General features: G+C 36.3%; 25 protein-coding genes and 1 pseudogene. 3 read left to right on the top strand and 23 right to left on the bottom strand.

The genetic code is table 11. The features are described 5' to 3' along the window. Positions 1-17: 17 nt before the first annotated feature. The 7 genes from BN2667_RS01080 to BN2667_RS01050 form a co-directional block, all read right to left on the bottom strand. Positions 18-686 carry a hypothetical protein gene (locus tag BN2667_RS01080; protein ID WP_154865133.1) on the bottom strand — a complete coding sequence of 223 codons (669 nt, stop codon included), beginning with the start codon at positions 684-686 and terminating at the stop codon, positions 18-20. 88 nt (positions 687-774) lie between these two features. Next, the gene (locus BN2667_RS01075) at positions 775-2322 is read right to left on the bottom strand and encodes an ABC-F family ATP-binding cassette domain-containing protein (RefSeq protein ID WP_054251496.1); all 1548 of its coding nucleotides are present in this window, start codon (positions 2320-2322) and stop codon (positions 775-777) included. 122 nt (positions 2323-2444) lie between these two features. Further along, positions 2445-3557 (bottom strand): non-hydrolyzing UDP-N-acetylglucosamine 2-epimerase, encoded by a 1113-nt coding sequence (gene wecB, locus BN2667_RS01070; RefSeq protein WP_054251495.1) that lies wholly within the window; start codon positions 3555-3557, stop codon positions 2445-2447. Further along, entirely contained in the window at positions 3554-4612 is a 1059-nt protein-coding gene (locus tag BN2667_RS01065; protein ID WP_054251494.1) for a glycosyltransferase family 4 protein, read from the bottom strand. Before BN2667_RS01065 ends, wecB begins: the two co-directional genes overlap by 4 nt. 15 nt (positions 4613-4627) lie before the next feature. Continuing rightward, on the bottom strand, positions 4628-5260 hold the full coding sequence (upp, locus tag BN2667_RS01060; RefSeq protein ID WP_054251493.1) for a uracil phosphoribosyltransferase: 633 nt from the start codon (positions 5258-5260) through the stop codon (positions 4628-4630). 11 nt (positions 5261-5271) lie between these two features. Further along, on the bottom strand, positions 5272-5697 hold the full coding sequence (gene rpiB / locus BN2667_RS01055; protein ID WP_054251492.1) for a ribose 5-phosphate isomerase B: 426 nt from the start codon (positions 5695-5697) through the stop codon (positions 5272-5274). A 9-nt stretch (positions 5698-5706) separates the two neighbouring features. After that, positions 5707-6738, bottom strand: a complete 1032-nt coding sequence (locus BN2667_RS01050) for an L-threonylcarbamoyladenylate synthase (protein ID WP_054252137.1) — start codon at positions 6736-6738, stop codon at positions 5707-5709. A 142-nt stretch (positions 6739-6880) separates the two neighbouring features. Between BN2667_RS01050 and BN2667_RS01045 the strand changes: the two genes are divergently transcribed. Beyond that, positions 6881-7411, top strand: coding sequence for a DUF4256 domain-containing protein (locus BN2667_RS01045; RefSeq protein ID WP_054251491.1), 531 nt, complete (start codon positions 6881-6883; stop codon positions 7409-7411). Positions 7412-7519: 108 nt separating this feature from the next. On the opposite strand, the gene BN2667_RS01040 is transcribed toward BN2667_RS01045, so the two are convergent. From BN2667_RS01040 to BN2667_RS01030, 3 genes are all read right to left on the bottom strand, one after another. Further along, the gene (locus BN2667_RS01040; protein WP_054251490.1) at positions 7520-8647 is read right to left on the bottom strand and encodes a uroporphyrinogen decarboxylase family protein; all 1128 of its coding nucleotides are present in this window, start codon (positions 8645-8647) and stop codon (positions 7520-7522) included. A gap of 62 nt (positions 8648-8709) precedes the next feature. Next, positions 8710-9894, bottom strand: a complete 1185-nt coding sequence (locus BN2667_RS01035) for a DUF438 domain-containing protein (protein WP_054251489.1) — start codon at positions 9892-9894, stop codon at positions 8710-8712. A 71-nt stretch (positions 9895-9965) separates the two neighbouring features. Beyond that, a complete protein-coding gene (locus BN2667_RS01030; protein WP_054251488.1) occupies positions 9966-10643 on the bottom strand; it encodes a Crp/Fnr family transcriptional regulator in 678 nt (225 codons plus the stop codon). Positions 10644-10750: 107 nt separating this feature from the next. Here BN2667_RS01030 and hcp point away from each other — a divergent pair, with 107 nt between their 5' ends. Beyond that, positions 10751-12337 carry a hydroxylamine reductase gene (gene hcp, locus BN2667_RS01025; protein WP_202903549.1) on the top strand — a complete coding sequence of 529 codons (1587 nt, stop codon included), beginning with the start codon at positions 10751-10753 and terminating at the stop codon, positions 12335-12337. A 63-nt stretch (positions 12338-12400) separates the two neighbouring features. On the opposite strand, the gene BN2667_RS01020 is transcribed toward hcp, so the two are convergent. The 11 genes and pseudogenes from BN2667_RS01020 to BN2667_RS00975 form a co-directional block, all read right to left on the bottom strand. Further along, positions 12401-14917: a M56 family metallopeptidase gene (locus BN2667_RS01020; RefSeq protein WP_054251487.1), complete on the bottom strand. Its 2517-nt coding sequence runs from the start codon at positions 14915-14917 to the stop codon at positions 12401-12403. Between the two features lies 1 nt (position 14918). Beyond that, on the bottom strand, positions 14919-15281 hold the full coding sequence (locus BN2667_RS01015; protein ID WP_054251486.1) for a BlaI/MecI/CopY family transcriptional regulator: 363 nt from the start codon (positions 15279-15281) through the stop codon (positions 14919-14921). 147 nt (positions 15282-15428) lie between these two features. Further along, positions 15429-15860: a PaaI family thioesterase gene (locus BN2667_RS01010; RefSeq protein ID WP_054251485.1), complete on the bottom strand. Its 432-nt coding sequence runs from the start codon at positions 15858-15860 to the stop codon at positions 15429-15431. Further along, positions 15853-16134 (bottom strand): annotated as a pseudogene (locus BN2667_RS09540) (HAD-IA family hydrolase); the annotation flags it as partial. The pseudogene BN2667_RS09540 and the gene BN2667_RS01010, both read right to left, overlap by 8 nt. Before the next feature lie 11 nt (positions 16135-16145). Continuing rightward, on the bottom strand, positions 16146-16583 hold the full coding sequence (locus BN2667_RS01005; protein ID WP_054251484.1) for an HAD hydrolase-like protein: 438 nt from the start codon (positions 16581-16583) through the stop codon (positions 16146-16148). Beyond that, positions 16580-17488 (bottom strand): TMEM165/GDT1 family protein, encoded by a 909-nt coding sequence (locus BN2667_RS01000; RefSeq protein WP_054251483.1) that lies wholly within the window; start codon positions 17486-17488, stop codon positions 16580-16582. The genes BN2667_RS01005 and BN2667_RS01000 overlap by 4 nt, the downstream gene beginning before the upstream one ends. A gap of 30 nt (positions 17489-17518) precedes the next feature. Beyond that, positions 17519-18283, bottom strand: a complete 765-nt coding sequence (gene truA, locus BN2667_RS00995) for a tRNA pseudouridine(38-40) synthase TruA (RefSeq protein WP_202903548.1) — start codon at positions 18281-18283, stop codon at positions 17519-17521. Further along, positions 18280-19080: an energy-coupling factor transporter transmembrane component T family protein gene (locus tag BN2667_RS00990; protein ID WP_054251482.1), complete on the bottom strand. Its 801-nt coding sequence runs from the start codon at positions 19078-19080 to the stop codon at positions 18280-18282. Before BN2667_RS00990 ends, truA begins: the two co-directional genes overlap by 4 nt. Next, positions 19073-19936, bottom strand: a complete 864-nt coding sequence (locus tag BN2667_RS00985; RefSeq protein WP_202903547.1) for an energy-coupling factor transporter ATPase — start codon at positions 19934-19936, stop codon at positions 19073-19075. The genes BN2667_RS00990 and BN2667_RS00985 overlap by 8 nt, the downstream gene beginning before the upstream one ends. Next, complete coding sequence (locus BN2667_RS00980) at positions 19930-20748, bottom strand: energy-coupling factor transporter ATPase (protein WP_054251480.1); 819 nt, start codon at positions 20746-20748, stop codon at positions 19930-19932. The genes BN2667_RS00985 and BN2667_RS00980 overlap by 7 nt, the downstream gene beginning before the upstream one ends. 27 nt (positions 20749-20775) lie before the next feature. Next, on the bottom strand, positions 20776-22971 hold the full coding sequence (locus tag BN2667_RS00975) for an S-layer homology domain-containing protein (protein WP_054251479.1): 2196 nt from the start codon (positions 22969-22971) through the stop codon (positions 20776-20778). 160 nt (positions 22972-23131) lie between these two features. On the opposite strand from BN2667_RS00975, the gene BN2667_RS00970 reads away from it, so the two are divergent. Further along, on the top strand, positions 23132-24124 hold the full coding sequence (locus BN2667_RS00970; protein ID WP_054251478.1) for a copper amine oxidase N-terminal domain-containing protein: 993 nt from the start codon (positions 23132-23134) through the stop codon (positions 24122-24124). A 44-nt stretch (positions 24125-24168) separates the two neighbouring features. On the opposite strand, the gene BN2667_RS00965 is transcribed toward BN2667_RS00970, so the two are convergent. Beyond that, the gene (locus tag BN2667_RS00965; RefSeq protein ID WP_054251477.1) at positions 24169-24708 is read right to left on the bottom strand and encodes a LemA family protein; all 540 of its coding nucleotides are present in this window, start codon (positions 24706-24708) and stop codon (positions 24169-24171) included. A gap of 18 nt (positions 24709-24726) precedes the next feature. Then, positions 24727-26538 (bottom strand): DUF2207 domain-containing protein, encoded by a 1812-nt coding sequence (locus BN2667_RS00960; RefSeq protein ID WP_054251476.1) that lies wholly within the window; start codon positions 26536-26538, stop codon positions 24727-24729. Between the last annotated feature and the right edge of the window lie 29 nt (positions 26539-26567).

The raw sequence follows: 26567 nt of genomic DNA, 5'->3' as shown, positions 1-26567 counted from the left end.
TCCTCCACCTTGTTTTTTTATTCTTCTGTAAAGGCCCAGTAGTCTCCATTTGGCATTTGAAAAATATTGCCTTTTTCTTTTTTCAAAACTTTTGAGTTCTTGTCTTTAATTATTATTTCTTCATAGTATTTATAGTCTTCACCTAAGGATCCAGACCTCTCTAGTCCTTCTTCAACCCAGCTATAAAAATAAAAGTCATCATCTTTTCTCATTATAAAGGATTCGTTGGCTTCTTTTTTTAGGCTTAGTCTTTGAGGATAATAGATTTCGACACTTTGGCCTTGGCTGTAAAGCATTATCGGCGACTTGGCTAAGTTTAAATTATAAAGGTCTATTTCATCTATGGCTGCTGTAAAAAGTTCCTGGCATGTATTTTCTTCTACAAAATATTTTAATAAGAAAACTTCCCTCTTATTGAAATCAACTTTTATAAAAAACAATCTTCCGTTAAAGTAGGCTGGCTTGTCATAGTAAATTCCCCTTTCCCTTTCAAAGGGCTTGTAAATTTTGCCCTCAGGAAAGGAAATAAATAATATTTCTGATCCTAGAAGGTCCTGGCCAATTTGGGCCAGCATATTGTTGTCATAAAAATCAACTGTTGTGTCAACTTGATAAATCCATCTGTCTGTCCCTTCAATATTTGAAAATCCATAGGGAAGGGCTCCCTTAATTTTTTTAATTTCCATAACTGCTCCTTTTTCTTTTCTTAAAGTTACTATACCCATTCATTTAAAAAATAGTGGAGAAATTAATCTTCCACTATTTCTAATTCAACTATTCTTTAAAATCTTCCATTCTCCAAATATCTGTAGCTATGTCTTCATAAAAATCTCTTTCGTGAGAAATTAAAAAGATGCCGCCCTTGTAGGCTCTCAAGGCCCTCTTTAATTCTTCTTTGGCCTCAGGGTCTAAGTGGTTGGTAGGCTCGTCTAGCATAAGGATGTTGGTCTCCTTGTTCATAATTTTACAGAGACGGACCTTGGCTTGTTCGCCACCTGATAAGACCTTGACCTTGCTTTCAATGTTATCAGTTGTCAAGCCGCACTTGGCTAACATGCCTCTAATTTGAGCCTGGTTATAAGATGGAAATTCTTCCCAAACTTCTTCTATGCAAGTTCTGTTGTTATCTGACAAGTCTTCTTGTTCAAAGTAACCTATTTCAATATTCTGTCCCCTTTCAATAGTTCCAGAAAGCTCTTCTATATAGCCTAAGATAGTTTTTATAAAAGTAGTTTTTCCTAAGCCGTTTTCTCCTACAACTGCAATTCGCTGGCCTCTTTCCATTCTAAGATTTAATGGGCGTGTTAGTGGCTTGTCGTAACCAATGACCAAATCCTTGGTTTCAAAAATTAATCTGCCTGGAGCTGCCTTGTCTTTAAAGTCAAAAGACGCCCTGACTTTTTCTTTGGGAAGTTCAATGAGATCCATTTTGTCTAACTTCTTTTGGCGGGACATGGCCATATTTCTCGTTGCAACCCTGGCCTTGTTTCTAGCTACAAAGTCTTCAAGGTCGGCAATTTCTTGCTGCTGTTTTTTATAGGCCGCTTCAAGTTGGGCTTGTCTTTGGGCGTGAAGTCTTTTAAATTCGTCATAGTCTCCGACATATCTATTAAGTTCGTTGTTTTCCAAATGATAAATTAAATTTATTACTGAATTTAAAAATGAAATGTCGTGGGAAATTAAGATAAAGGCGTTTTCATATTCTTGCAAGTATCTCTTTAGCCAATTAATATGCTCTTCGTCTAGGTAGTTGGTGGGCTCGTCTAAAAGTAAAATGTCTGGCTTTTCTAAAAGTAATTTACAAAGCAAAACCTTGGACCTTTGTCCGCCTGATAGTTCATTTACTAAATTGTCTAGGCCAAGTTTATCAACTCCCATGGACCTTGAGACTTCGTCAATTTTTGCATCAATTAAATAAAAGTCGTGGTGGTCTAAGTAGTCTTGCAGAGTTCCAACTTCTTCTAACATTTTGTCAAGATCATCTTGGTCTAAGTCTCCCATTTTCATATATATGTCGTTGATTTCACTTTCAATATCGTAAAGATAAGAGAAGGCATCTTTTAAAACATCTCTGATAGTCATGTCTGCCTTTAAAGATGTGTGCTGGTCAAGATAGCCTACACGAACTCTCTTGGCCCACTCAATTTCTCCTTGGTCAGGTTGAAGTTTGCCTGTAATTATATTTAAAAAAGACGACTTGCCTTCGCCGTTAGGTCCAATTAGTCCAACGTGTTCGCCTTTTAAAAGTCTAAAGTTTACGTCTTTTAATATATCTCTGCCACCATAAGAGTGGTTTAAGTTTGTAACTTCTAATATGCTCATAGGTCCTCCATTCTCTTTATAATATAACAAAGTGAGAAAAGTTTTTAAAGTTGAATTTAAAATTTTCCCAAGAAATGGGGACACACCTAAAGGAATGTCCCCAAAAAAAGAAAAAAGCTGCCTTATTTAGCAGCTAGGTCTTTTAATATTTTTACAATTTGCTCGGCGGCTGTTCCATCTCCATAAGGATTTTGAGCATGAGCCATCTGATCATAGGCGGACTTGTCGTCTAATAGTTCTCTTAGATTTTTTCTAATGACTTCATAGTCTGTGCCTACAAGACGGGCTGTGTTTGCTTCGATGCCTTCCATTCTTTCAGTTTCATTTCTCAAAACTAAAATTGGTTTTCCCAGTGATGGTGCCTCTTCTTGGACTCCTCCTGAGTCTGTCATTACTAAATAAACCTTGTTCATAAGATTTGTAAATGGCAGGTAGTCTAGTGGCTCAATGAAAATAACTTGGTCAATGCCGTCAAATACTTCATGAGCTATGTCTCTAACCTTTGGATTTAGGTGGATTGGAAAGACTACTTTTACATCTTTTCTATCTTTTATTTCATCTCTAACAGCTGAGAAAATATTTTTCATCGGCTGGCCAAGATTTTCCCTTCTGTGGGAAGTTAGTAAAATTATTTTTTCATTTTCATAGTCAAGGGCGTTTAATTTTTCATCTGCAAAGACATAGTCGTCTTTAACTGTGTATTTAAGGGCGTCTATTACAGTGTTACCTGTTATATAAATGTCTTCGTCTTTGTAGCCTTCTTTTAAAAGGTTTTGTCTGTTGGCATCTGTTGGGCAGAAGTGGTAGTTGGTAATTGTTCCTACCATTTTTCTGTTGGCCTCTTCTGGATATGGTGAATAAATATTTCCAGTTCTAAGTCCTGCTTCAACGTGGCCAATTTTTATTTGTTGGTAAAAGGCAGCCAGGGCTCCAGAAAATACTGTGGTCGTATCTCCTTGGACCAAAAGCACATCTGGATTTTCTTTTTCTAAAACTTTTTCAATTCCTTGAAGGGAATTTACTGTAATATCTGTTAGACTTTGGCCTGGTTTAAAAATATCTAGGTCGTAGTCTGGCTCAATATTAAATACATCTAAAACCTGGTCCAACATTTCCCTGTGCTGGCCAGTTACACAAACTATAGTTTCAATGTCATCTTGTCTTTTTAGTTCTTTAACTATTGGGGCCATTTTAATTGCCTCTGGTCTAGTTCCAAAAATTAAAGCTATTTTCATTTTCGCTCCTTTGTTTGTTCTTTGTTTTTATCGTCTGTTTGAAAAATTCCTATCCTCTTGGCTGCAACAATTATTAAAATTATAATTCCAAGGGCTAAGAGGTTGCCATACAAGCCTCCAATTAGGCTTACTAATATTGCTAACATACCTAAAATTGCTGCCATAATGTAGAGGATCAAAACTGTCTGTTTAACAGTGTAGCCTCTTTGTAAAATTTTGTGGTGGAGGTGGCCCTTGTCTGCTACTGCAAATGACTGGCCGCTTAAAGTCCTTCTAACTATGGCAAAGAGAGTGTCAGAAATTGGAACAGCTAGGACTAAAATCGGAACAACTATAGCCACTGTCGCTGCAGTTTTCATAACTCCTTCTATAGTTAAAACAGAAAACAAGTAGCCAAGTAATAGGGCTCCTGTGTCTCCCATAAAAATTTTTGCCGGGTTGAAGTTGTAAGGCAAAAAACCTAAACAAGCTCCTGCTAAAATTAAAAACATAGTTCCCACTTGGGCATTGCCAAATAAAAAGGAAGTAATAGAAAGTGAAATTGCACCTATTAGTGAAATTCCATCTGCAAGTCCGTCCATGCCGTCAATTAAATTTACTGCATTGGTCACTCCAACAATCCAAAGAATAGTAAATGGATAGCCTAAAAATCCAAGACTAATAGTGGAACCCCTTTCTCCAAGGAGATTAGAAAAACTATCTACATAGAGGCCGCCATAAATTGCTATAAAGGCAGCAATTAGTTGGAAGATAATTTTCATTGAAGGACTAAGGCCTTTTGTGTCATCTAAGTAACCTGAAACTACAATTACAGCTGAGCCAAAAATTATAGCTTGGACTTCCTTAGAAAGAGGTCTCATAAAGAGCAAGGTCGCAAATAAAAATCCACCATAAATAGCCAAGCCCCCTAAAAGAGGAATTGGCTCCTTGTGCATTCTTCTATTGTCCTTAGGAACATCTATGGCTCCAAATTTTATTGCCAGCGCCTTAACTAATGGTGTCAAAAGATAAGAGCAAGCAAAGGCAAAAATAAATATTTTTAAATAAGTTAACATATTCCTTCTTTATTTCTATTTAGTACCAAATAGTCTGTCTCCTGCATCTCCAAGACCTGGAATAATATAGGCGTGGTCGTTTAGGTGGTCGTCAACTGCTGCCACATAAATATCTACATCTGGGTGGGCAGCCTTAACTTTTTCTATTCCTTCAGGAACAGCTATTATATTTACACTTTTAATATTTTTACAACCTGCTTTTTTTAAGACGTCAATGGCAGCAATTAAAGATCCTCCAGTTGCTAGCATTGGGTCAATTAAATAAAGGGTTCTATCTTTAACGTCTTTTGGAAGTTTTGAATAATATTCAACTGGCTCTAGGGTCTCTGGGTCTCTGTACAAACCAATGTGGCCTACCTTGGCATTTGGAACAATATTTAAAAATCCATCAACCATTCCAAGACCTGCTCTTAGGATAGGAATTATACCAAGTTTCTTGCCTGAAATTTTCTTGGTAGTAATTGTTTCTCCCATGGCTGTAGTGATTTCTACATCTTCAAGTTCAAGGTCTCTTGTTACTTCATAGGCCATTAAAGTTGAAATTTCTGTAACTAATTCTCTAAATTCTTTAGATGTTGTTTCCTTGTCCCTTAAAATTGAAAGTTTGTGTTGGATTAAGGGATGGTCAAATACTATTACATTAGACATAATTTACTCCTTTACACTAATTTATCAATACGTCTTTGGTGCCTGCCGCCTTCAAAGTCTGTTTGTAAAAAAACTTTTAGGCATTCTTTGGCCATTTCTAGGCCAGTTAACCTGCCGCCTAGGGCAAGAACATTTGCGTCGTTGTGTTGTCTAGCAAGTCTTGCTGAAAGTGGTTCAGAGACAAGTGCACACCTAATTCCTGAAACCTTGTTGGCTGCAATGGAAATTCCAATTCCAGACCCACATACAACTAGGCCTCTGTCAGCTTCTTTGTCTGCTACCCTCTTGCCAACTTTTTTTCCAAAGTCTGGATAGTCAACTGACTCATGGGAATAGCATCCCTCGTCAATAACTTCATAGCCTTCTTCTTCTAAATAGTTTTTTAATTGTTCTTTAAGATCAAAACCTGCGTGGTCACTGCCAATTGAAATTTTCATTTTCATCTCCTATAAATATTTATTTCCAGTAGATTTTTTTAGCCTGTTCATAATTGCAAGGCCTAGGCCTGCTTCTGAAAAAGCTTCTACAACAATAATGTCTACATTTTTTCTATCAAGGTCTCTAAGGCCCTTAAAAATTTTTGAGGCGACTTGGTCCAAGTCCTCCCAAGGTCCTAGGTCAATGGCTTCAATTTGACTAGCCTGAAAGAGGCTAAGAAGTTGAGAAGATCCCATGATGCCAATTTTTTTATCAGAATTTTCTTTTATAAAGTCAGAAAGCTTGTTGACTTTTTCTAAAAGGGATCCCTTTAACAAATAGGCTTCAGCCTTAGGTGCATAGTGCTTGTACTTTTGTCCAGGTGACTTTGGAACTTGGTCGGCACTAACTAGGGACAAGTCAATTGAGCTAGATGGAAAAATCTCTCTTAACATTTCTAGGGTTATAGCCCCTGGTCTTAAAATTACTGGCTCATCTTCTGTAAGATCAATTACTGTAGACTCAAGGCCAACTCTTGTACTACCGCCATCAATAATTAGTGGAATCTTTCCATCTAAGTCTTCAAAGGTAGTCCTTGCATCAGTTGGCGAAGGTCTGCCAGAAATATTTGCAGATGGAGCAGCAATTGGCCTGCCAAGTTTTCTAATTAAGTTTCTTGCAATTTCATTTGCAGGAAGTCTTAGGGCAACTGTGTCTAGGCCTCCAGTAATAATGTCTGGCACTAAATTTGATTTTTTCAAGACCAAGGTCATTGGCCCTGGCCAAAATTTTTCTGCCAAGATTTTCGCCTTGGTTAAATCCCCTGAAGATAAATCTTCTAGCATTCTAAAATCGCTTATGTGTAAAATCAGCGGATTGTCTTGGGGCCTGCCCTTGGCTAGGAAAATTTTTTCAACTGCCTGAGGATTTAGGCCGTCAGCTCCTAGGCCGTAAACTGTTTCAGTTGGAAAGGCCACTAGGTCTCCACGATCTAAAATTTCTACAGCTTGAGATAAAATATTAAAATTGTCATCCTTAACCTTAATAATTTTAGTTTTCATATCTTTATAATTATAGCACATCAAGGCCTATCTTGCTTGGAAAAACTTGTAAAAAAATTCTTAAGACTTAGCTTTTAAAAGATTTTCACAATTTCACAATAATTTAAATTTTTTTGTTATACTAGACCTAGGAGATGAGAAAATGACTAGAGAAAATTTACTTGAGACACTTAAAAATAGATTTGAAACCAACATGCAAAGGCACAGGTCCTTAACTTGGGATTTAGTTGAAGAATATTTTTCTAACGATCCAAGTTTAATAGAAAAAGTTGCTGGCATGGAAGATACTGGCGGCCAACCTGATGTCTTTGTTCTTGAAGATGGTATTTATTTTATTGATAGTTCCAAAGAAAGTCCTGAAGGGAGAAGGTCTCTTTGCTATGACAAGGCTGCTAGGGAAAATAGAAAAGTCCGCCCTGCCCTTTCTTCCGTTGAAGAAATGTGTGAAGACATGCAAGTGGACTTAGTTGATGAAAAAATATATTCTCTTATGCAAGAAGTCGAAGACTTTGATACTAAAACCACATCTTGGTTAAAGACTGAAGATGACTTTAGAAATAAAGGCGGAGCAATTTTTGCAAACAAACACTATGGCAGAACTTTTTTCTACTACAACAAGGCCGATTCATATTTTGAGTCTAGAGGCTTTAGGGCCTTTGTATTAATTTCATAAAAAAACAATGGGGACAAACCTAAAGGAATGTCACCTAAGTCAAAATATAATGGAGACAAACCTAAAGGAATGTCCCCAATAAAAGTAAAAATAAAAAGCAGACTTTTTTTATAGCCTGCTTTTTTCTTTGTCTAAACCTTGAGGTTTCAATCCTCTTTGGGCCTTAGTTCCATATTTTAAAACTGCATTTTTAAAGGCCAGAAGATTTTCTTCCCTTGTTTCCAAATGAACTTGGCAGCCTGGTGCAAGAATAAAACCTGACTTGGCTTCAGCTCCAAAATCCAAACAAGTTTTTACTGCATGGATAATTTCATCTTGATTTCCATCTCTTAGCACTTTAATTGGATCAATGTTTCCGACTAGAATAAATTTTTCTCCAAGAATTTTCGCTCCTGCCTTTAGGTCTTCTGTGTTGCCTAGACTAAAGTAACCTAGGTCTAAATCTAAAAGATCAGGCCAAAGGCCTTGGGTCTTTCCGCAAATATGGACAAAGGCTTTTTCCTTTGAAATTTTTTTCGTCTCATCAACTAAAGTTTTTAAATAGGGATAGGAAAACTTTTTAAAGTCTTTCAAGTCTAAAACATCTAAAGAAGACATTGGATCAGAAATGCTAACTAGACCTGGACCAAGTTCTCTAGTAAAAACTTCAATCCATTTGAGCGAGTTTTCTACAGACCAAGTTAAAAGACTTTTTAAATTTTCCGAATTTGTTTTTAAGTCTTCCATTAACTTGCCATAGGACCTAAGTGAAACAGCTGTTGTTAAAGGCCCAGCTACTCCTGTTGTCACATTTAAGTCTGGATTTCTCTCCTTTAACTTGTAGGCTCGAGATAAAATTCTACTTAAAACCTTGTCCTTATAAGGATCTAAGTCCTTTAAATTTTTAAGTCTGTCATAGTCTTCTAAAAAATATGAACTTACATAGTCAATGCCATTTTTTGGAAATACTAGGTCTGAACCTGCTGCCTGGCCTAGGGTCCTTAAGGACAGCCTAACATTGGCCCAGGGACTAAAATATTCTCTGGCATTGTAGACCATAACACTTTCAAAAACTTCAAAGTCTTCTTCAAAGTCTCTAGTTGAAAATCCTAAAACATTGGCTAGGGCATAGTCTGGATAGTGGAGATAAAGTGGTTGGTGGTCTACAGGCTCTCCTTGTAAATATTTTTCCAATCTCTCTGCCCCTGACAGATCACTTTTATACTTCTCTCTTTTTAATAAGTCGTCTCTTTTCATAAGATCACCTAGGCTTATTTTATCAAATAAAATTATTTTAGGACAGAAAAAAACTGCTATGTCTAGCAGTTTTTAAAGTGGTCTTTGGCAAAAGTCATATCTTGAACTAGTTCTAAGGTTCCTACATATTGACCTTCTTCATCTCTTACAGCTATATAGTTTATATAAAGAGTCTTGCCAGCTTTTTCCATCCAAACAGGCACATTGTTCCTAAGGCCATTTCTAAAGTCTTCAATTATTGAATTTACCATAACTTGGACCTTAGGTGGATGGCAGGTCATAACATTTCTACCTAGGGCCATCTTTGGTCTCTTCATTAATTTTTCGCCGTCATTAAAGTATTTGTTTATATTGTCCTTGTCTACAAAGGTTATTTCAGCTGGAATGGTATTTAAAAGGGCGTTTAATTCATTTATCTTTAAAGATCCTCCAGATAGGTGGACCTCTTCACCTGCAAAATCTAATTTAGTATCATCTATTGCTTCTTCTCCCTTGGCCCAAGTTCCCTCTACTCCAAAGGCTGGATCGTAGTCCTTCATGTCCTTATAAATTCCAATCCACTGGTCTTCTGTAAAGTTTACGGCACAGTTTGGAAATAAAATCTTTTCTTCTTTAAAGATCATCTCCTCTATTCTATTTAAGAGGTCTTTAAAGTCTTCTATATTGTCGTTGGCCTGGTCTTTATTTCTAAGAAGTCTTTTTATGTCTGATCTTATTTCTCCATCAACTGTCCACATAACATTTGATGGGCCAACTATATCGTAGCCTGCTTCTAAAAGCGGATAGAGAAGGTCGCCTTTTTTTGCATAGTGGATACTTAAATCTTTCATCTCTGCAAATATTGGATAAAAATCTTTTCCATTTTCAAATGCATCCTTGGCCTGAGCAATTAATTTTTTAAGGGCTTGATTTTCACGCTCAAAGGTATTTAGGGGATGAAAGTCTTCCTTAATTAACTCTGCAGTAATTTCATCTTTATTTTCAAAGGTCTTTTGTCTTTCTTCTTGGCCCTTGACTTCATCGTCATCTTCTTCGTGGAAAAGGGCTGAGTGAAGATCACAAAGTTTTTGTAATTCTTCTATTGGCGCTCCATCTTTTATTAGGCTTTCTTCTGCTGCTAAGATTTCACTTGGGTCAACATCCTTAAAGTTATTCCTAAATTCTTTTCTTAAAACTTTTAAGTCTTCGCCTGCTCCTAGTCTCTTTAAATAGGATTTAATTAAATCAATTCTATCTTGTCTATTCATAATTTTCTCCCTTCAAGTTTTTTATTTCTTGATTTAAGTTTAGCTGGTCTTCGAAAATTTTTCTGTTGTTATTACAACAAATCGTCAACTATATTTTTATCGATAATCTTAAATTTATTTTTCTTAAAGCTTATTATCCCTTCCCCTTGCATTTTTGAAAGTTCGTTAGACATAGCTGACCTGTCTACTGATAAATAATCTGCCATTTGCTGGCGGTTGTAGGGAATAGTAAAGGAAAGAGATTTTTCCTTTTTTACCCACTGGGAGAAAAATGAAAGTAGTCTAGCCCTTATAGTCTTGGGTCCAGTGTGAAGGACTTTTCTAGACAAGTTTAAATTTTTCATAGAGGCCAGCTGAATTAAATTTATAATTAATTGGTTGTGAAAGTTACAGGCTTTTTCACATGTTGTTAATAGGTCCCTGGCTTTTAAAAATAAAACTTCGCAAGGCTCGTTGGCGTAGACGTTAATCATTAAAGGCTCGTCTGGCAAAATCGCATAGGTCTCTGCAAAAACTCCTCCGGCCCCAACAATTCCTAAAACTGTATTGTTACCCCAAAGGTCTGATCTTTCAATGACGACACTACCTGTAACTACTAGGCCCATGTATTCTGTTGGCTCTCCTTCTCCAAAAATAATCTGACCTTTTTCAAAAGTCTTCCTATAATTATCTATACACTTAAGAAGGGCCTCTATTTCTCTTTCATTTATATCTTTAAAAATTTTTGCCTGTAAAATTGTCTGCTCCATAATTTTCCACCTTTTTAATTTTTTGTTGTTATAACAACCTACTTATCTTGAAATAAATTATATGCTAAAGCTAAGTTATTTAAAAGAAAAACTTTAGGAGGTAAATAATGACTAAGGAAATGTTTTGTTTTCAATGTGAACAAACTGCTGGCTCAAATGCTTGTACAGGAGCCATGGGGGTTTGTGGAAAGACTGCTGATGTATCAAACTTGCAAGATGAATTGACAGGCGCTCTTATCGGTCTTGCTCAAACTGCTATTAACACTGGTAAGGCAAGAAAGGAAACTTATAATTTAATTTTAGAAGGACTTTTCACTACAGTTACTAATGTAAACTTTAATGACCAAACTGTAGCAGAAGTTACAGCAAAAATTCATGAAGAAACTAAGGCTATTAATGTTTCTGACCAAACTATTGGAAAGTATTCAGACTACAATTTAAAAAACCTATGGACTACAGACGAAGATATTAGGTCTTTAAAGTCTTTAATTCTATTTGGTATCAGAGGTATGGCTGCCTACGCTTACCACGCCATGGTTTTAGACTATAGAGATGATGAAGTTGACGAATTCTTTATCAAGGCCCTTGCTGCCTTAGGAGATGAAAGTCTAGGCATGGACGAACTTCTACCTCTAGTATTAGAAGTTGGAAAAATAAATCTAAAGTGCATGGAACTTCTTGACAGAGCAAATACAGAAACCTTTGGCAACCCTGAACCAAATGAAGTTTCATTAGAAGTTGAAAAGGGACCATTTATAGTTGTAACTGGCCACGACCTTTATGACCTAAAATTACTTTTAGACCAAACTGAAGGTAAGGGAATTAATATTTACACCCACGGAGAAATGCTTCCAGCCCACGGCTATCCTGAATTAAAAAAATATTCTCATCTAAAGGGAAATTTTGGAACAGCTTGGCAAAACCAACAAAAAGAATTTGACAACATTCCTGGACCAATTCTATTTACAACTAACTGCCTAATGCCACCAAAGACTTCTTACAAGGACAGAGTATTTACAACTGAAGTTGTTTCCTTCCCTGACCTAGTTCACGTCGGCCCAGACAAGGACTTCACTCCTGTAATTAATAAGGCCCTTGAACTTGGCGGTTATAAAGAAAACCAAAGCTTTACAGGAATTAATGGAGGAAAAACTGTTACAACAGGCTTTGGCCACAACACTGTTATTAGTCTAGCTGATAAAATTGTAGACCAAGTAAAAAGCGGTAATATCTCTCACTTCTTCCTAGTTGGTGGTTGTGACGGAGCAAAACCTGGTAGAAACTACTACACTGACTTTGTTGAAAAAGCACCAAAGGACACAGTTATTTTAACTGTAGCCTGTGGCAAGTATCGTTTTAACGACTTGGACCTTGGAGACATTAACGGCATTCCAAGACTTCTTGACGTTGGCCAATGTAATGACGCCTTTGGAGCCATTAAAATAGCCCTTGCCCTAGCTGAAGCCTTTGACTGTGGAGTTAACGACCTACCACTTTCTATGGTTCTGTCTTGGTATGAACAAAAGGCAGTTTGTATCTTACTAACCCTTCTTTATTTAGGAATTAAAAATATTAAATTAGGACCAACTCTTCCAGCCTTTGTTTCAAAAAATGTTTTAGACTATTTAGTAGAAAACTACAATATCGCTCCAATTGGAGATGTTGATGAAGATTTAAAAGACTGTTTAAACTAAAAATTTGAAAATTTTCATAAAAAAACCTGCTAACAGCTAGCAGGTTTTTTCTTTAGCAAAATTTTATGGCAAGTAGGCTTCTTGAATTTTTATTGCCTTGCCACCTATTGAATATATTTCAAAAAGGACATCCTTGTTTGCCTTTACATAGTCGATAAAGACTTTTTTAGAAACAGATGGATCAGCCTGAGACGATAAAATGTAATCGCCAATGTAGTATTTAGTATCGTCGTCTAAGAAAAATGTTTCAAGGATTTGGGTCTTGTTTACATAAAAACCAGATGGCATGTCCTCGTTTATATCAAGTCCCAAGGCCTTGGCTCTTTCTTCATCATCTTGAGTCAGCCATTCAACTAAAGTTACATGGATAAGGTCGCTCATATTATCTTGGTCTGTTTTTACTTCTTCAATGTAGCCAAGGTAGATAGATTCTGGCAGCTTATAAAAGTCATCTAAGTTTTCTAATTTTTCAACTTGGACCTTGTCTGCAGATAATTTCACAGTTGTCATTGAGTTTATAAAATCTAAGGCAACAGCTTGAGGATCCTTTCTCCAGTTTTCGTCCTTGCTTATAGAAGGTTTTTCTTCATAGTAGACGGTGCCGTTTTCGTCCATCCACCTTTCTACTAGCCAAAGGTCTTCTTGGCCTTCTTGAGAAAGTAAAACTTTATTGGCCCTGCCGACAAAGTCCCTATAAGAGGCCACATAGTGGTCAGAGGCATAAGTTTCTCTAGGAATAATATTTTTTCTCTCTAAGATTTCTCTTAAAGCATTTTCATTTGCTTCCTTGGATCCATCGTTTAAAAAGCTTCCGACGCCTCTGGTCGTATCAATATAAACCTTGCCTGATGACCTAAGTTGGAAAATCATATAATTGTCTCCATAAAATTCACCAATCCACCTATCACCTTTTCCCTGGCCAATAAAGCCATCGTAGTTATTGTAGGATTTTTCATCAGCAAATTGCAGGCTGTAGTTTAGCTTATAAACTTCATAGGCCTTTCCTCTGATGTCATCATAGGAGAGAAACTTTTCTAAGCTATCTATTTTATAGTCCGAAACTTTAGCTCCAGCTGAGTATAAGGCTAAAATTCTCTCGCCAATATAACTTTTGGCATAGTCTTCTACACTTGCATTTTCGTCTTGGAAAACTAAGGCAGCCTTTACCATAAGTTCTTGCAAGTAGCTGTCTAAGTCAGCTGAAAATTTATCTTCGTCAATGTAGCCCTTGTGTTTATAGCCTTCAGCAACTTTTTCAAAAATCAGATAAGGAGTTCTATTAAAACCACTTACCCAAAAATCGTCTGCTGCTTTTCCATTTAATGTCTTTGCTAAGTCCTCTGCTCGGTCAGTTTTTAAAGAGTAATCGTATTTATAGACTTCAATTTTTTCGCCGTCAATTTCTAGGTCCTCAGAAACACTTTTTAATTCATCAATTCTATAGTCAGAAATTTCATAACCTAAGGACGAAAACAAAGAAGCTATTTGATTTTCTATTTGGCTCTTTAAAAATTCTTCAGGACTTGAGTAGATCTCTTTAGAATCAAAGTTTTCTGCTTGGAATTCTTCTTGGTCTACAGGTTTTTCTACAGACTCTTTTGCCTTTCTTTCTGTCAAACAGCCAACTGCAACTAAGGCGATTAAAATAAAGCATACTGCTAGAACAAATTTTTTCGGTTTTCTGTAGGCTAAAATGTTTTTTATCCTGGTCTTGGTGTTATTTTCACCAAAGGCCAAAGGCGAGGCAGTTAAAATTTTCCTGCCAGTTGAAAAGGCCAAAAGTGACTGAGAATAGTCTTTTTTAATTCCGTGACCTAGGTCTTTAATAACTTTTTCGTCACAGGAAAGTTCCATGTCTAGGCCCATTAAATAATAGGCCAGCCAAACTAGGGGGTTGAAAAAGTGAACGATGGTTATTACAAAGGCTAAAAATTTCCAAAGGTGGTCTAGTCTTTCTATATGAACTTGTTCGTGCTTTTTAATATATTTTTCTTCTTCAGAGCTTAAGCCTCTTGGCAAATAAATTTTCGGTTTTATAAGGCCAAAGACAAAGGCAGTTGGGATTCTGTCATTTTCGTAGACATTGTCGTCAACTTGTTTTGAGTCTTTTAATTTTTTCTTAAGCTTAAAGGTTGAAAGAGCACTTGTGATTACTAATATGCTCACTCCACTTAACCAGATGTAAAAATAAATTTCTTCCTTTGCTAGGGTCTTTGAATTTGTAGAAGAATTTTCTAAAATCTTTCCGTTTTCACTTGGGCTTATGGCTTGAAAGTTTTCTTTCCTGTCACTTGTCTTTGCAATAAAATTATTTTCTCCTTGGGGCTCTTGGTCTTTTATAAAATTATCTCTAGTCTCAACCTCATTTTTTATAACAAGGTCTCCTGGAAGGAAATTTGTAAAGGCCAAGGGACTTTTTATAGAAAATGGCAGTATCAAACTGACAAAGGCAATGGCCCAAAGGCTGTAGGAAAAAATCTTTGGCGCCTTTTTTAAGGCCAGCCTAAGGACAAGGATAATTCCAATTACAAGTGATCCCTTTAGAGAAAGGTCAAGTAGGGTGTTTATAAATCCAGTCATTTTATTCCTCCTTGTGTTTGGCAATTAGGTCTTCTAATTCTTTAATTTCGTCATCGGTCAACTTATTTTTTCTAGTAAAGGCAGTTAAAAATCTTGGCAGGGACCCTGCATAGTTTTCTTCTATAAAGTCCTGGCTGATTTTTCCCTGATAATCATCAAAACTCATTTTAGATCTCACTGTAGAATTTTTATTTTCAAAAACTCCTTTTTTCTCAATTCGTCTAAGGAGAGTGTAGGTAGTGGACTTGGACCAAGAATATTTTTCCTTGCAGATGTCAACTAGGTCAGCTGACTTTATTGGTTCAAGGTCCCAAATAAGTCTTCCTAAATTTTCTTCTGCCTGGCTTAACTTTTCTATTTTCATTTTATCCCTCCTGCTTTACATCATGTAAACTATTTAATTTTAGTTTACGCCTTGTCAACTCCTTTGTCAAGAAAAATATATTTACAAAAAAGTTAAAATAAAAAAGAGACGAGTTTTTCTCATCTCTCAAGATCGATTTAAATTTATTTACCCTTCGTGCATTTCTGGAACTTTAGATTTTGTTGCGTAGGTAAAAATCCCCATGCAAAGAAGATTTTTCACTTGGTCTTCTACTTCAACTTTAAATCTTAAAATCTTCCTGCCCCTACTTAAAACTGTGGCCTTGGCATAAAGAGTTTCAACGCCAATGCCTGGGTTTAGGTATTCGATGTTTGCATTAACTGTAACTACATTGTGGCCGTAGGTCCTTGCAGCTGTTCCTCCACAGTCGTCTGCTAGGGCAAATAAGACTCCGCCGTGAACTATCATTTGGGCATTGTTGTATTCTGATTTCATTTCAATTTTCGCCTGGGCCATACCTTCGTCTAAGGCTATGGTTTCAATATTCATATATCTAGCAAAGCCCTTGTCTTCGTTTCTGGCATTTTTTAATCTTTCTAATTTTTCATCTTCACACATCTTTATCACCTTCTAAAATTTTTATTATATCTATAAGTTTGTCAACCCTTAGGGCACCTTCCTCTAAGGGAATTTTATCTGCTTCTAAAACAAAGGGAGAATTTCTAGGGCTATTAAAATAAATGGCCTTCATCCCTGCATCCCTTGCTCCCTTGTAATCACAAAGAGGATTATCTCCTATATAGAGAATTTTTTCAAGTGGAAGTTCTACTTGTCTTCCTGCAAGTTCAAAGAGATTTTTATCTGGTTTTCTATAATAAGATTCACCTGAAGTAAGAACTAAGTCTACATGAACTCTAAAACTTCTTTGATCCTCTGCCTTAAATTATCTGCAGAAAGAGAAAGATTTGAAATAACTCCGTAGAAAATATTTTTCTCATCTAAATATGCTAAAAGCTCTTTGGCCCCTTCAATTGGATAGCCTCTTGCATGGCTGTCAAAATAAATTTTGTCCATGGCTTCAAAGGTCAAATCTGATTTTAAATTTTCTTCCCTAAAAATTTCAGCAAAAATATTTCTATAGAGAAAGTCTCTGTCTTTTGAAAAATATTCCTCCTGGTAAGAAATGACTTTTTCTAAAAACTTTTGGTAAAAGTCTTCTAGGCTAAGAGTTTTTTCTTCAAGGGTCTGATAAATTTTCTCTAGGGTCTGAGGGCCATAGGAAATCTCTTCGTAGATTAAAGTGTTTCCATAGTCGAAGTAGACCATTTCTATATTTTTCATCTATTTATAATTTTGTCCTTGTAATTTTCGTCAATAATTGTCTGATAGAGTTTGTAGTAGTGCTTAGGTGAAATCTTTTTTAGGCCTTCTAGATAGTTTATAATATTTCCCACAAAGGCTAGGTCGCCGCCTAAATATTCCCTAGTCAGCTCTTCTATGTTGTCCCTAGTTTGGCAGTTGCAAACTTCTTCAGTGCAGCCCACACAAGAGTCTAGGTTTTTTGTAATCTCTTTTATAAAATATTCGTCCTTGGCTTTTTGGTTTTTCTTGATTATTAAATAAAGTCCCAGACCTAAGAGAGCTAAAACTAAGACCATATAAATTTTTGAAAGGTCAAAGTACTTAAAGCCTTCCCAAAGACCTGTTAGACCAAAGAAAATAAAAAGTCCTGCAGCAATAAGTTTCATTGTAACTTCTGGCAGCTGTTTTTGTAAAACCTTGGCCAAGAGAATTCCAATTAAGGAAACTAACATCATTGACGACCAAGTTGCTAGAAAGGTTAGAATTTTATTTCCGCTAACTGCTCCCATGGTCATTGCAATAATTTGGGTCTTGTCGCCAAGTTCTCCTAAGAAAAATGTTCCAGCTATTAAAACAACTGGACCAAATTTTTCAAATCTATGATCCTCGTCTTCTTCCTCTCCATAGTCAAAGACCAGGGACAAAAGTCCAAAGACAATAAATAAAATACTGGCAAAAAATTTTAACAAGTTCAGGTCAATTACCGATCCTAAAAAAGATCCTAAAATTATAGCTAGGCCGTGGTTAAGGCCAATGCCTAGGCCAACACCTAAAAGCACTTTCGACAACTTGTACTTAGATGCAAAGGCCAGGGCCAAAAACTGAGACTTGTCTCCCATTTCTGCAAAAAATACCAATAAAAATGTTTCTAAAAAACTACTCATTAGATCTCCTAATTTTTCCTCTCTGCTATCTTATGATTCTCTAAAATTTATTTTCTGGTCATAGATGACTTCCATTAAAAACAGGCCACAAGCTGGAGCTGTAAAGCCTGCCTTGGTCCTGTCTTTTGCTTTTATTGCTTGTTCTATAAAGTCAACTGCGAGCTTTGCTCTCCCAATGTCACACAGAGACCCTACTAAAATTCTAATCATGTTCTTTAAAAAGGCCTGGCCGTGAAATACTATTTCAACAAAGTCCCCCTTTCTTTTTATATCAACTGAATAAATAGTCCTTATTGAATCCTTCACCTGAGCATAGCGGCCCATAAAAGACTGAAAGTCGTGAGTGCCGACAATGGCTTTTGCCGCCTCTCTCATTTTATCTACATCTAAGTAGTGGGGAAAGCAAAAAGAATAATCTCCATAAAGCGCCGATCTGTAACGGTTGTTATAAATTACATACTTGTAAATTTTTGACTGGGCAGAAAACCTGGCAGAAAAATTTTCATCTACAAAGGCTGCTCCAATTATAGAAATATCTTCTGGCAGTTTGTAGTTTAAAACCTTAGGCAGGTTGCCAATGTCAATGTGGCATTTAGTAACTTGAAAATTTATAACCTGGCCTAGGGCATGAACTCCTGCGTCAGTTCTCCCTGCTGCAACGACTTTTACTTCTTCTTTAAAGGTCTGAGACAGGACATCTTCTAAAACCCCTTGGATAGTTTCTTGGTCTGGTTGAATTTGAAAACCTGCATAGGCCTTTCCCTTATAAGAAACTTTAAGGGCGATGTTTATCATACTAGTCTCTCCACAAAGAAAATTGCTACAAAGGAAAGTATAGTAAAGACAAATACCATTATATCTCTTGAATCAATTTTCAGTGGATTTAATTTTGTCCTGCCTTCATCTCCATGGTAGCATCTAGCCTCCATAGCAATGGCAAGTTCGTCTGCCCTGTTAATTGAACTTAGAAGTAGGGGAATAATAAGTGGCACTGTGTTTTTTGCCCTTTTAATTACATTTCCAGATTCAAAGTCTGCTCCCCTAGCCATTTGGGCCTTCATAATCTTGTCTGTCTCGTCAATTAATGTTGGCACAAATCTCAAGGCAATAGTAATCATCATTGCCAGTTCGTGGGCTGGAAAGCCAATTTTTTTAAGCGGAGAAAAAAGTCCTTCAATTCCATCTGTAAGGGCTACAGGTGAAGTTGTTAGTGTTGTAAGGGAGGTTCCCATTACTAGTAGACAAAGCCTAACTGCCATTCTCGATGCATTATAAAGGCCTTCTTCAGTTACTTTTATTGGTCCAAGGGCATAGAGAACTGTTCCCTTGGTAAAGAGCATATTTATTATAAAGGTAATTAAAATAATCCATCTTAAGGGCTTTAGGCCTTTTACAATTAACTTTACTGGAATTTTTGAAATTTTTGTTGCCAATAAAATCCAGAGAAAAACTAGGCCGTAGCCAACAAAACTAGATACAATAAATAGAAAAATTATATAGATAAAACCTAGGATCATCTTTACACGAGGATCAGTTTTGTGGACGATTGAATCTGCAGGATAATACTGGCCAATTGTTATGTCCTTAAGCATCTTTTCTCCTCCTTAAATAATTTTCTATTTCAACTTTTGCATCTTCTATATTTATAATATCTGTATTTACATCACAGCCTTTTTCTTTCATTGCCTTCATAAAGGAAGTGATTTGGGGAACGCCTAGGCCGATGGAAACAAGCTCTTCTTCGTGGCGGAAAACTTCTTTAGGTTTATTGTCCATAAAAACCCTCCCGCCTTTCATAACAATAATTCTATCAACTAACTCTGCTACATCGTCCATTGAGTGAGAAACTAAAATTACTGTTATGCCTAGGGTCTCATAGATTTCTTTGATCTCATTTAAGATTTCATTTCGTCCCATTGGGTCTAGGCCAGCAGTTGGTTCATCTAAGACTAAAACCTTTGGCTGCATAACTAAAACTCCAGCTATGGCAACCCTTCTCTTTTCTCCACCTGATAAGGCCATTGGAGATTGGTCCTTGTATTTTTCGTAAGAAAGACCAACTCTTTCCATAGTTTCCCTAACTAACTTTTCAGTTTCTTCCTTGCTATATCCTAAATTTAGTGGCCCAAAGGCTATGTCCTTAGAAACAGTTTCTTCAAAAAGTTGGTGTTCTGGATATTGGAAGACCAGGCCAACCTTTTGACGAATTTTTGCCTTAACAGTTTTTGGATCCTTAAGAGACTGGCCTTCAACTATAACTTCCCCTTCAGTAGGTTCAATAAGGCCGTTAAAGTGTTGGATCAAAGTTGACTTTCCTGACCCTGTGTGGCCGATTATAGCGACAAACTCTCCTTCATTTATTTGTAAGTTTACTTGGTCCAAGGCCTTAACTTCATAGTGGCTGCCCTTGCTATAATAATGTGACACATCTTTTAATTCAATTAACATAATTTATCAACTAGCTCCTCTATATTTAAAACCTTGAAGTCATCTAAATAACCATCTGCGTTTAACTTGTAGGCAAGTTCAGTTACTGCAGGAACATCTAGGCCAATTGCCTTTAGCTCCTCAACTTTAGAAAAGATTTCCCTTGGAGTTCCTTCTAAATAAACTTGGCCCTTGTTCATAACTACAACCCTGTCTGCCTTAACAGTTTCTTCCATATTGTGGGTAATTAAGAGGATAGTCTTTTTTTCCACTGCATTTAATTTATAAATTGTATCAATAACTTCTTTTCTCCCAGTTGGGTCAAGCATAGCCGTTGGCTCATCTAAAATTATGCAAGATGGATTCATAGCGAGAATTCCAGCTATGGCTATACGCTGCTTTTGTCCACCTGAGAGAAGATGAGGAGCGTGGTGGAGATATTTTTCCATTTCAACAACCTTAAGGGCATAGTCAATTCTCTGTCTAATTTCTTCCCTTGGCAGGCCAATATTTTCTGGCCCAAAGGCAATTTCCTCTTCGACAATTGTAGTTACAATTTGGTTGTCAGGATTTTGAAAGACCATACCTGCTGCCTTTCTTATGTCCCAAATTTTGTCTTCGTCCTTGGTGTTCATATCCTTAATGAAAATATCTCCCTTAGTTGGTAGATAGAGGCCATTTAAAAGTTTTGCAAGGGTTGACTTGCCAGATCCATTGTGGCCAATTATAGCTACAAACTCTCCGTCTTTAATATCTAAATTTATTCCCCTTAAGGCGTATTTTTCATCTTCGTCTTCGTTGTATTTAAAATACACATCTGAAATTTTTATCATTGTCTTTAATCATCCTTGTATCCATCTTTAATTATTTAAATAAAGCCAAGTTCCAAAGTTTTTTACCTGGTCTTTAAGGTCTTCTCTTATCTTTGACTTTTCTATTTGCCTGTAAAGTTCTACTAGCCTGTCTAAGTCAACCTTATTTTTATCACTTGCTGCTAAAATTTTTTCTAGGGCCTCATTAGAAAGTTTAGCAAATTCCTCATAGTCAAAATAAAAATCTACATTAGTAAGATAAGGTTCATAATATCCCATATAAGCTTGGTCATAGACTATTGGCAGAGAAAAGTTTTTCGCTAGGTCTAACTTTTTCCTATCAGCTTGGAAGTACTTGTAGGCCTTTTGGTTTACAAAAATCCCATCAACTTTTTCTCCTAAGACAACATAGTCGTCATAAATTTCGCTTACATAGGCCTTGTTATCTCCATTTCTAAAAGAAAGTGGCAAGGCTCCTCTCAAGTCATCAGGCACAATTGAAACTGCCATTGCTTGCAGGCTAAGATCATAGGCTGAGTGAATAGACTCAAGAGCAATAATCAAATCTTCTATTCTTATATCCTTAAGCAGGTCTTTAAAATCAATTTTTCCTAAATCAAAATCTTCTAGGTCTAAATCCATTAACTTGTCCTGTCCAAGTAAGTCAACAATAACTTGAGGCGGCAGGATTAAAACTTGAACATGGTCTCCAACTTTAAGCTGACCTGGCTTAAAAATTGCCGTCTGCCTAGTTGTAAGTGGTAGCTCTCTATTGTACTGGTCTCTTAAAACTAAAACTCTTCCATCATAAGAGTGGACCCTATAAACTGGCGCAGTCTTATAGTCAATAAGTTTTTTTGGCCTTTGAAGCAGTCTGGCATTTTCGTAAGAATCAAATCTCATTAAGATGACATCCATAAAGTCTAGGTCCAAGTCGCCAGGAAAAACTCCTGAATTTCTAAGATCAAAAACTTTTTCTTCTCCACCAATCATAGACTCAGCTGTAAATTTAAAGTCTGAAGTTATTGGAGTGGTAATTCTTCTAAGTTCTTCCTTGCCTTGGAAAAGGTCTACGTCATTAAAGACTATAATATTGGCTTCATTGTATGTTCTATAAGATGTGTAGCCCATATAGACATTTTTTAAAGGCCTTCTGTACTTGACATAATGTTCAAAAACTTGGCCTGGGTCTTTTATTGGCCCGAGAATATTATTCTTTTCATCTGCTGCAAAGAGTTTTGTGTCCTTGGTAATTTCTGCCTTGACTCCAGCAAGAGTAATTTCATAAGACCCTGTGTAGTCATAAGAAAAATAAGTGTCCTCTCTAGCCGATATTACTTTTTCAGCAAGGTCCTGCCAGTTGCCTTCGATGGCTAAATCTCTAGGATTTCCAAGTTCCATAATTATATCAACATGCTTGTTTTCATCTGCAATAAATCTAATTAGGGACCCTACCCTATCTGCATTTTTATAAAGGTCAAATATATTTGTCCCTTGGGCAAATCTTGTATTTTCGTCAATGGTATAAAGATTTTCTGAGTCTTGGTTGACCTCTAAAAATCCAGCTTGAAACTTAGAAATAATACCCAACTTGTCGCCAAAGTCTACAGAGTTTTCTTTATTCATGCCGAGAATCTCTCTGGCATTGTAGACCATAACAAAGGCATCTTCTCTAGAAATTCTCTTTCTTGAATCGTCAAAAGTAATATCATCGAGAATTCCAAGGTCAGCAGCCCATTTCATATAAGATGTCGCCCAAATAGCTTTCTCTTCATCTTCTTTAGTCAAATCGCTTTTACAAATTCTAACTAACATAGTCGCCAGTTCTTCGTAGGAAAGATCTTTTTCTGGCAAAAATTTTCCATTTGGGAAGCCGACAATAACTCGTCTTCTAAGATTTTTATCTAAATCTTCTGTAGTCAAGGCATTTATATAACCTGATGCCCAGTGGTCTGCCTTAACATCTGCAAAAGATAAGACAGTCCCCTTTAAGGATTCAGCAATTTGATCTAGGTCTAAGAGATTTACTAGGAGTTTTGAAATCTCTGCCCTAGTAATATTTTCGTGAAGGGCATAGTCCACCTTAGAATCATCTTCAGTCGTCCTCCCAATGACAATTTTGTTGTCAATTAGATACTGGACCTTCATGGATTTATTTATATTAACTTCCTCAGCCTGAGCTAGGCCAGAAGAGTTTATTAAACTTACGACTAGTAAGATAAAACAAAATATCTTCTTTTTCAAAAAACCACCCTTTTTTCGTCTTATTTATTCTCTCTTATTATACTTGATAATAAGATATTTTAAAGGCTTTGAGAAAATTATAATAAGATTTTCATATTTAACTTTTTTGTAACCTAGAGAAAATATTTATAAAGTATAATGGATACAAGGAGTTGAGCTTATGAAAAAGAAAATTTTCTTACTTATTTTAATCTTGGTCCTTGGCCTAAGTAGCCTAGCCTACGCCCAAGAATGCCAAACTAGCATAGTTATTAACGGCCAATGCTTAGACCTAGGAGAGGAAAAAATTATATTTAAAGACGACAGAAATTTTATTCCCCTAAGACTAGTGTGCGAAAATCTAGCCTGCAAGGTCGACTGGGACCAAGAAAATAAAAGAGTCAAAATTTCTACAGATGCCTTAAAAATTCTCATGGAAATTGACAAGAAGCAAATGACAGTAAATAATATAAAAAAAGACTTAGACGTCAGCCCTTTTATTGAAAATGACAGGACCTATGTTCCAGTTCGCTTTGTTGCAGAAGCTTTAGGAAAAGTTGTCAACTGGAAGGATGAAGACAAGACAATATTTATTGACGACAAGGCCTTTCAAGGAGACCCAGCTTTAGACGAGTACTTAGATAAGGATACCGTCTTTAAAAATTTTACTAACGAGCCCTTTGGTGCTTCTAGCCCAAGACTTGCCTATGTAAATTCTTCTTACTCAGTTATTTTAAACTACAATGGAATTTTAATTGTAGACAACAAAACAGGAAAACTTAAAGGCGCCATTGACAACAGGGCCCTTGGCTATAACCAGCTTCAAGGCGATGACTATGTAAAAATTTTAGGCGCAGAAGATTTTATTTTACTAAAGAAAAATTCTCAAAGCACCCAAGGCTATGTATACAATATTTCAAAAAATCAAATGAAGTTCTACGAAAATGCTGGAAGTTTTTCCTTTAAAGAAGGAGAAAGCACATCCCTAGACGAAGAAAAAGAAATCTTAGACAAGGTAGAGAGCCTTGAAGACTTTTCCTATTCTCTAGGAAAGTACCCTCAAGGCCTGGTCTTTTTAGAAATTTCTACTAAGAACCTAGGAAATTCTAAATTTGTAATTTTTGACAAGGACTTAAATGAACTTAGAGAGTTTAAACTTTCATCAATAAACTAATAAAGAAAAAAGCTGCAGGATCATAAATCCTAGCAGCTTATTTTTTATTTCCAAGATGGCATTTGACTTTTATTTTCACTTAAAACAAAATAATTTTCTTCTTCAAGGCCCATTATAGAGGCAATAATGTTTTTTGGCACTTGCCTTCTGGCCCTGTTGTACTTAGTTGCCATGTCGTTGTAGGTCATTCTTGCGTAGCGAACATTGTCTTCGTACTTGTTTACAGAATCCATAGTTTTCTTGTAAACCTCGCTGGCCTTTAAGTCTGGATAAGCTTCAGCCAAGGCGACAATTTTTCCAAAGGCACTTGCAAATTGGTCTTCTGCCTTTTGAATTTCATCTAAAGATGAGTTTATAGTAACTTGCTTTCTATTTTTTATAACTTCTTCTAGAGTTTCTTTTTCATAGTCGCTATACTTTTCTGTAGCTGAAATTAAATTTGTTAAAGCGTCCCATCTAGATTCCATTTGCACAGCAATTTGGGACTTAGAATTTTTTAATCTTTCAATTAAGGAAACAAAACCGTTGTAAGTTGTCACTCCCCAAAGTCCAACAAGGACTAGAATAATTATTGCTATTATCATTTTTATCTTCTCCTTTTCTTATCTTGTTCCACCGCCAGAGCCGCCGCCAGAAAATCCTCCGCCACCGCCAGTAGATGAAAATCCACCAGAGCCAGAAGATGCCATAGCAGTGTTCAAGCTGGAATTAACTGAGTGTAAAATTACCGATGCTGTATAAGGGTTCATCCTCACTCCAGTGTCCTGATAAACTTGTGGATAAACCTTTAATTGTTCTTGAACTTTTTCAGCCAGACCTAAAAGGGCCGCCAGTTCAAGATGATAGGACCAAAGTTTAACTTCACAGATCTCCCTTTCGTCCATTAAAGTAAAGTCCTTTAAAAAGTTTTTCATGCCATAGTATTGGAGAAGGTGCTTCTTTCCTTCTTCATTTAAAAACTTCTTTTTCTTTACCTGGTCAATAAATTGAGCAATTCCCTCATAGGCCCTGTCAGATTTTAAATACTTAGAAAATTTTCTATCAAGGTCTTGGTAATTAATTTTCTTTAGGTCATCAGTTGTAAGTTTCATAAGATGACTTGGTCCGTCAAAACTTGCTTCCTCAAGAAAGAAATCATAAAAAATCTTTTCAATATAGGCCATTGGTTTACTTGGATCTTTAAAGTAAAATACGTCAATCTCCTTATTTTTTCTAAAGAGTCTTTCCTTTTCCTCTTTTCCAAGTTCAACTAAATCATCGTTAACCCATTTCACAAAATAGTAGAGAATAGTTCCTTGAAGACTTGTCAGACTTTCTTGGGTCAAAAGTCCTAGCATCTTGTTAGGTTCAGTTGTAACATTGTCGCGAAAATAAGCATCCTTTTTCTCTGCCCTAGAAAGATCAACCTTAATTTTCTTTTTAAAAACAGCTGTGAGAATTATGCCCATAAGGATAATAGGAAAAATTATTACAAAAAATATAATCATTCCCGCTGGCGTATCATCATTTGAAACAATATAATTTTCTCCTTCGTGAGTATTATAATCTCCGCCATTTTCAATTTGGTCTACAATTTGGCTGGCTGTATAAAAGTCTGTCTCTTTGTCTAAGTCTGCTAAATTATATGAACTTCCTGCAAAGGCCTCCTCATAAAGATCGTCTCTCGTAAAATCTAAGTCCCTGTAAGCATTAAAAGGCCCATTTACTTCAACTAAGGCAACTAGATAATTGTTGGCATCTAAGGGCTGGTCCTTGGCATTTTCAAAGATGACAGTATTTTCCTCATCATCTGCCATGGCCACAATGCCATCATAGCCAAAGGCAAAAATTTTTTTAACTTCATTTGGAAAACTTAAATCAAGTCTGGCCTTGCCTACTAGGTCAGATAGACTATCGTTTATAAACTTCCAGTGGAGAAAAAAAGCTCCGTCGCTGGTTTTTTCCATAATATTTTCAACCTTGTAGGTCACTTCGAAGACATTTTCGTCAACTCTCTTACCAATGCCAAAACAAAGTTCCAAGCTGTCAGCAGTTTCATTGATGCCAAATTTTCCAACTTTTTCTTCAAAGCTAGCATCAATATCCCAAGGAATTTCTTCTAACAAGACTCCATCTTGATAAACTTGAAAGTCTTTAAGTTTTGCTCCTTTTAAAGATCCTTTGTCAAAAACAATGTAGTGTTCAGTTCCACTTGAGCCGCTGTCATTAAAAACCCATCTCTGCTTCAAAGTCATAGTCCCATCTGAATCGATGTCTGCCAGAGTTTTAATCTCTTGGATCCCATAAGTACCTTCATTTTCAAAAAGATTTTCTCCATAAGACTCTTTGGCAAAAACTGGGTTGACAATAAGTATGCACAGACTTAAGATCAAAAGTCCCAGTAAATATTTTTTCTTATCTTTAAAAAATTTCAAAAACAAATCCTCCTCTCAAAAACATTTAG

This window comes from Neofamilia massiliensis (assembly GCF_001299475.1).
GTDB classification, from domain to species: Bacteria; Bacillota; Clostridia; order Tissierellales; family Peptoniphilaceae; genus Neofamilia; species Neofamilia massiliensis.
Note: the sequence above shows the minus strand (reverse complement) of the source record. Positions and strands in the feature narration are given on the sequence as shown.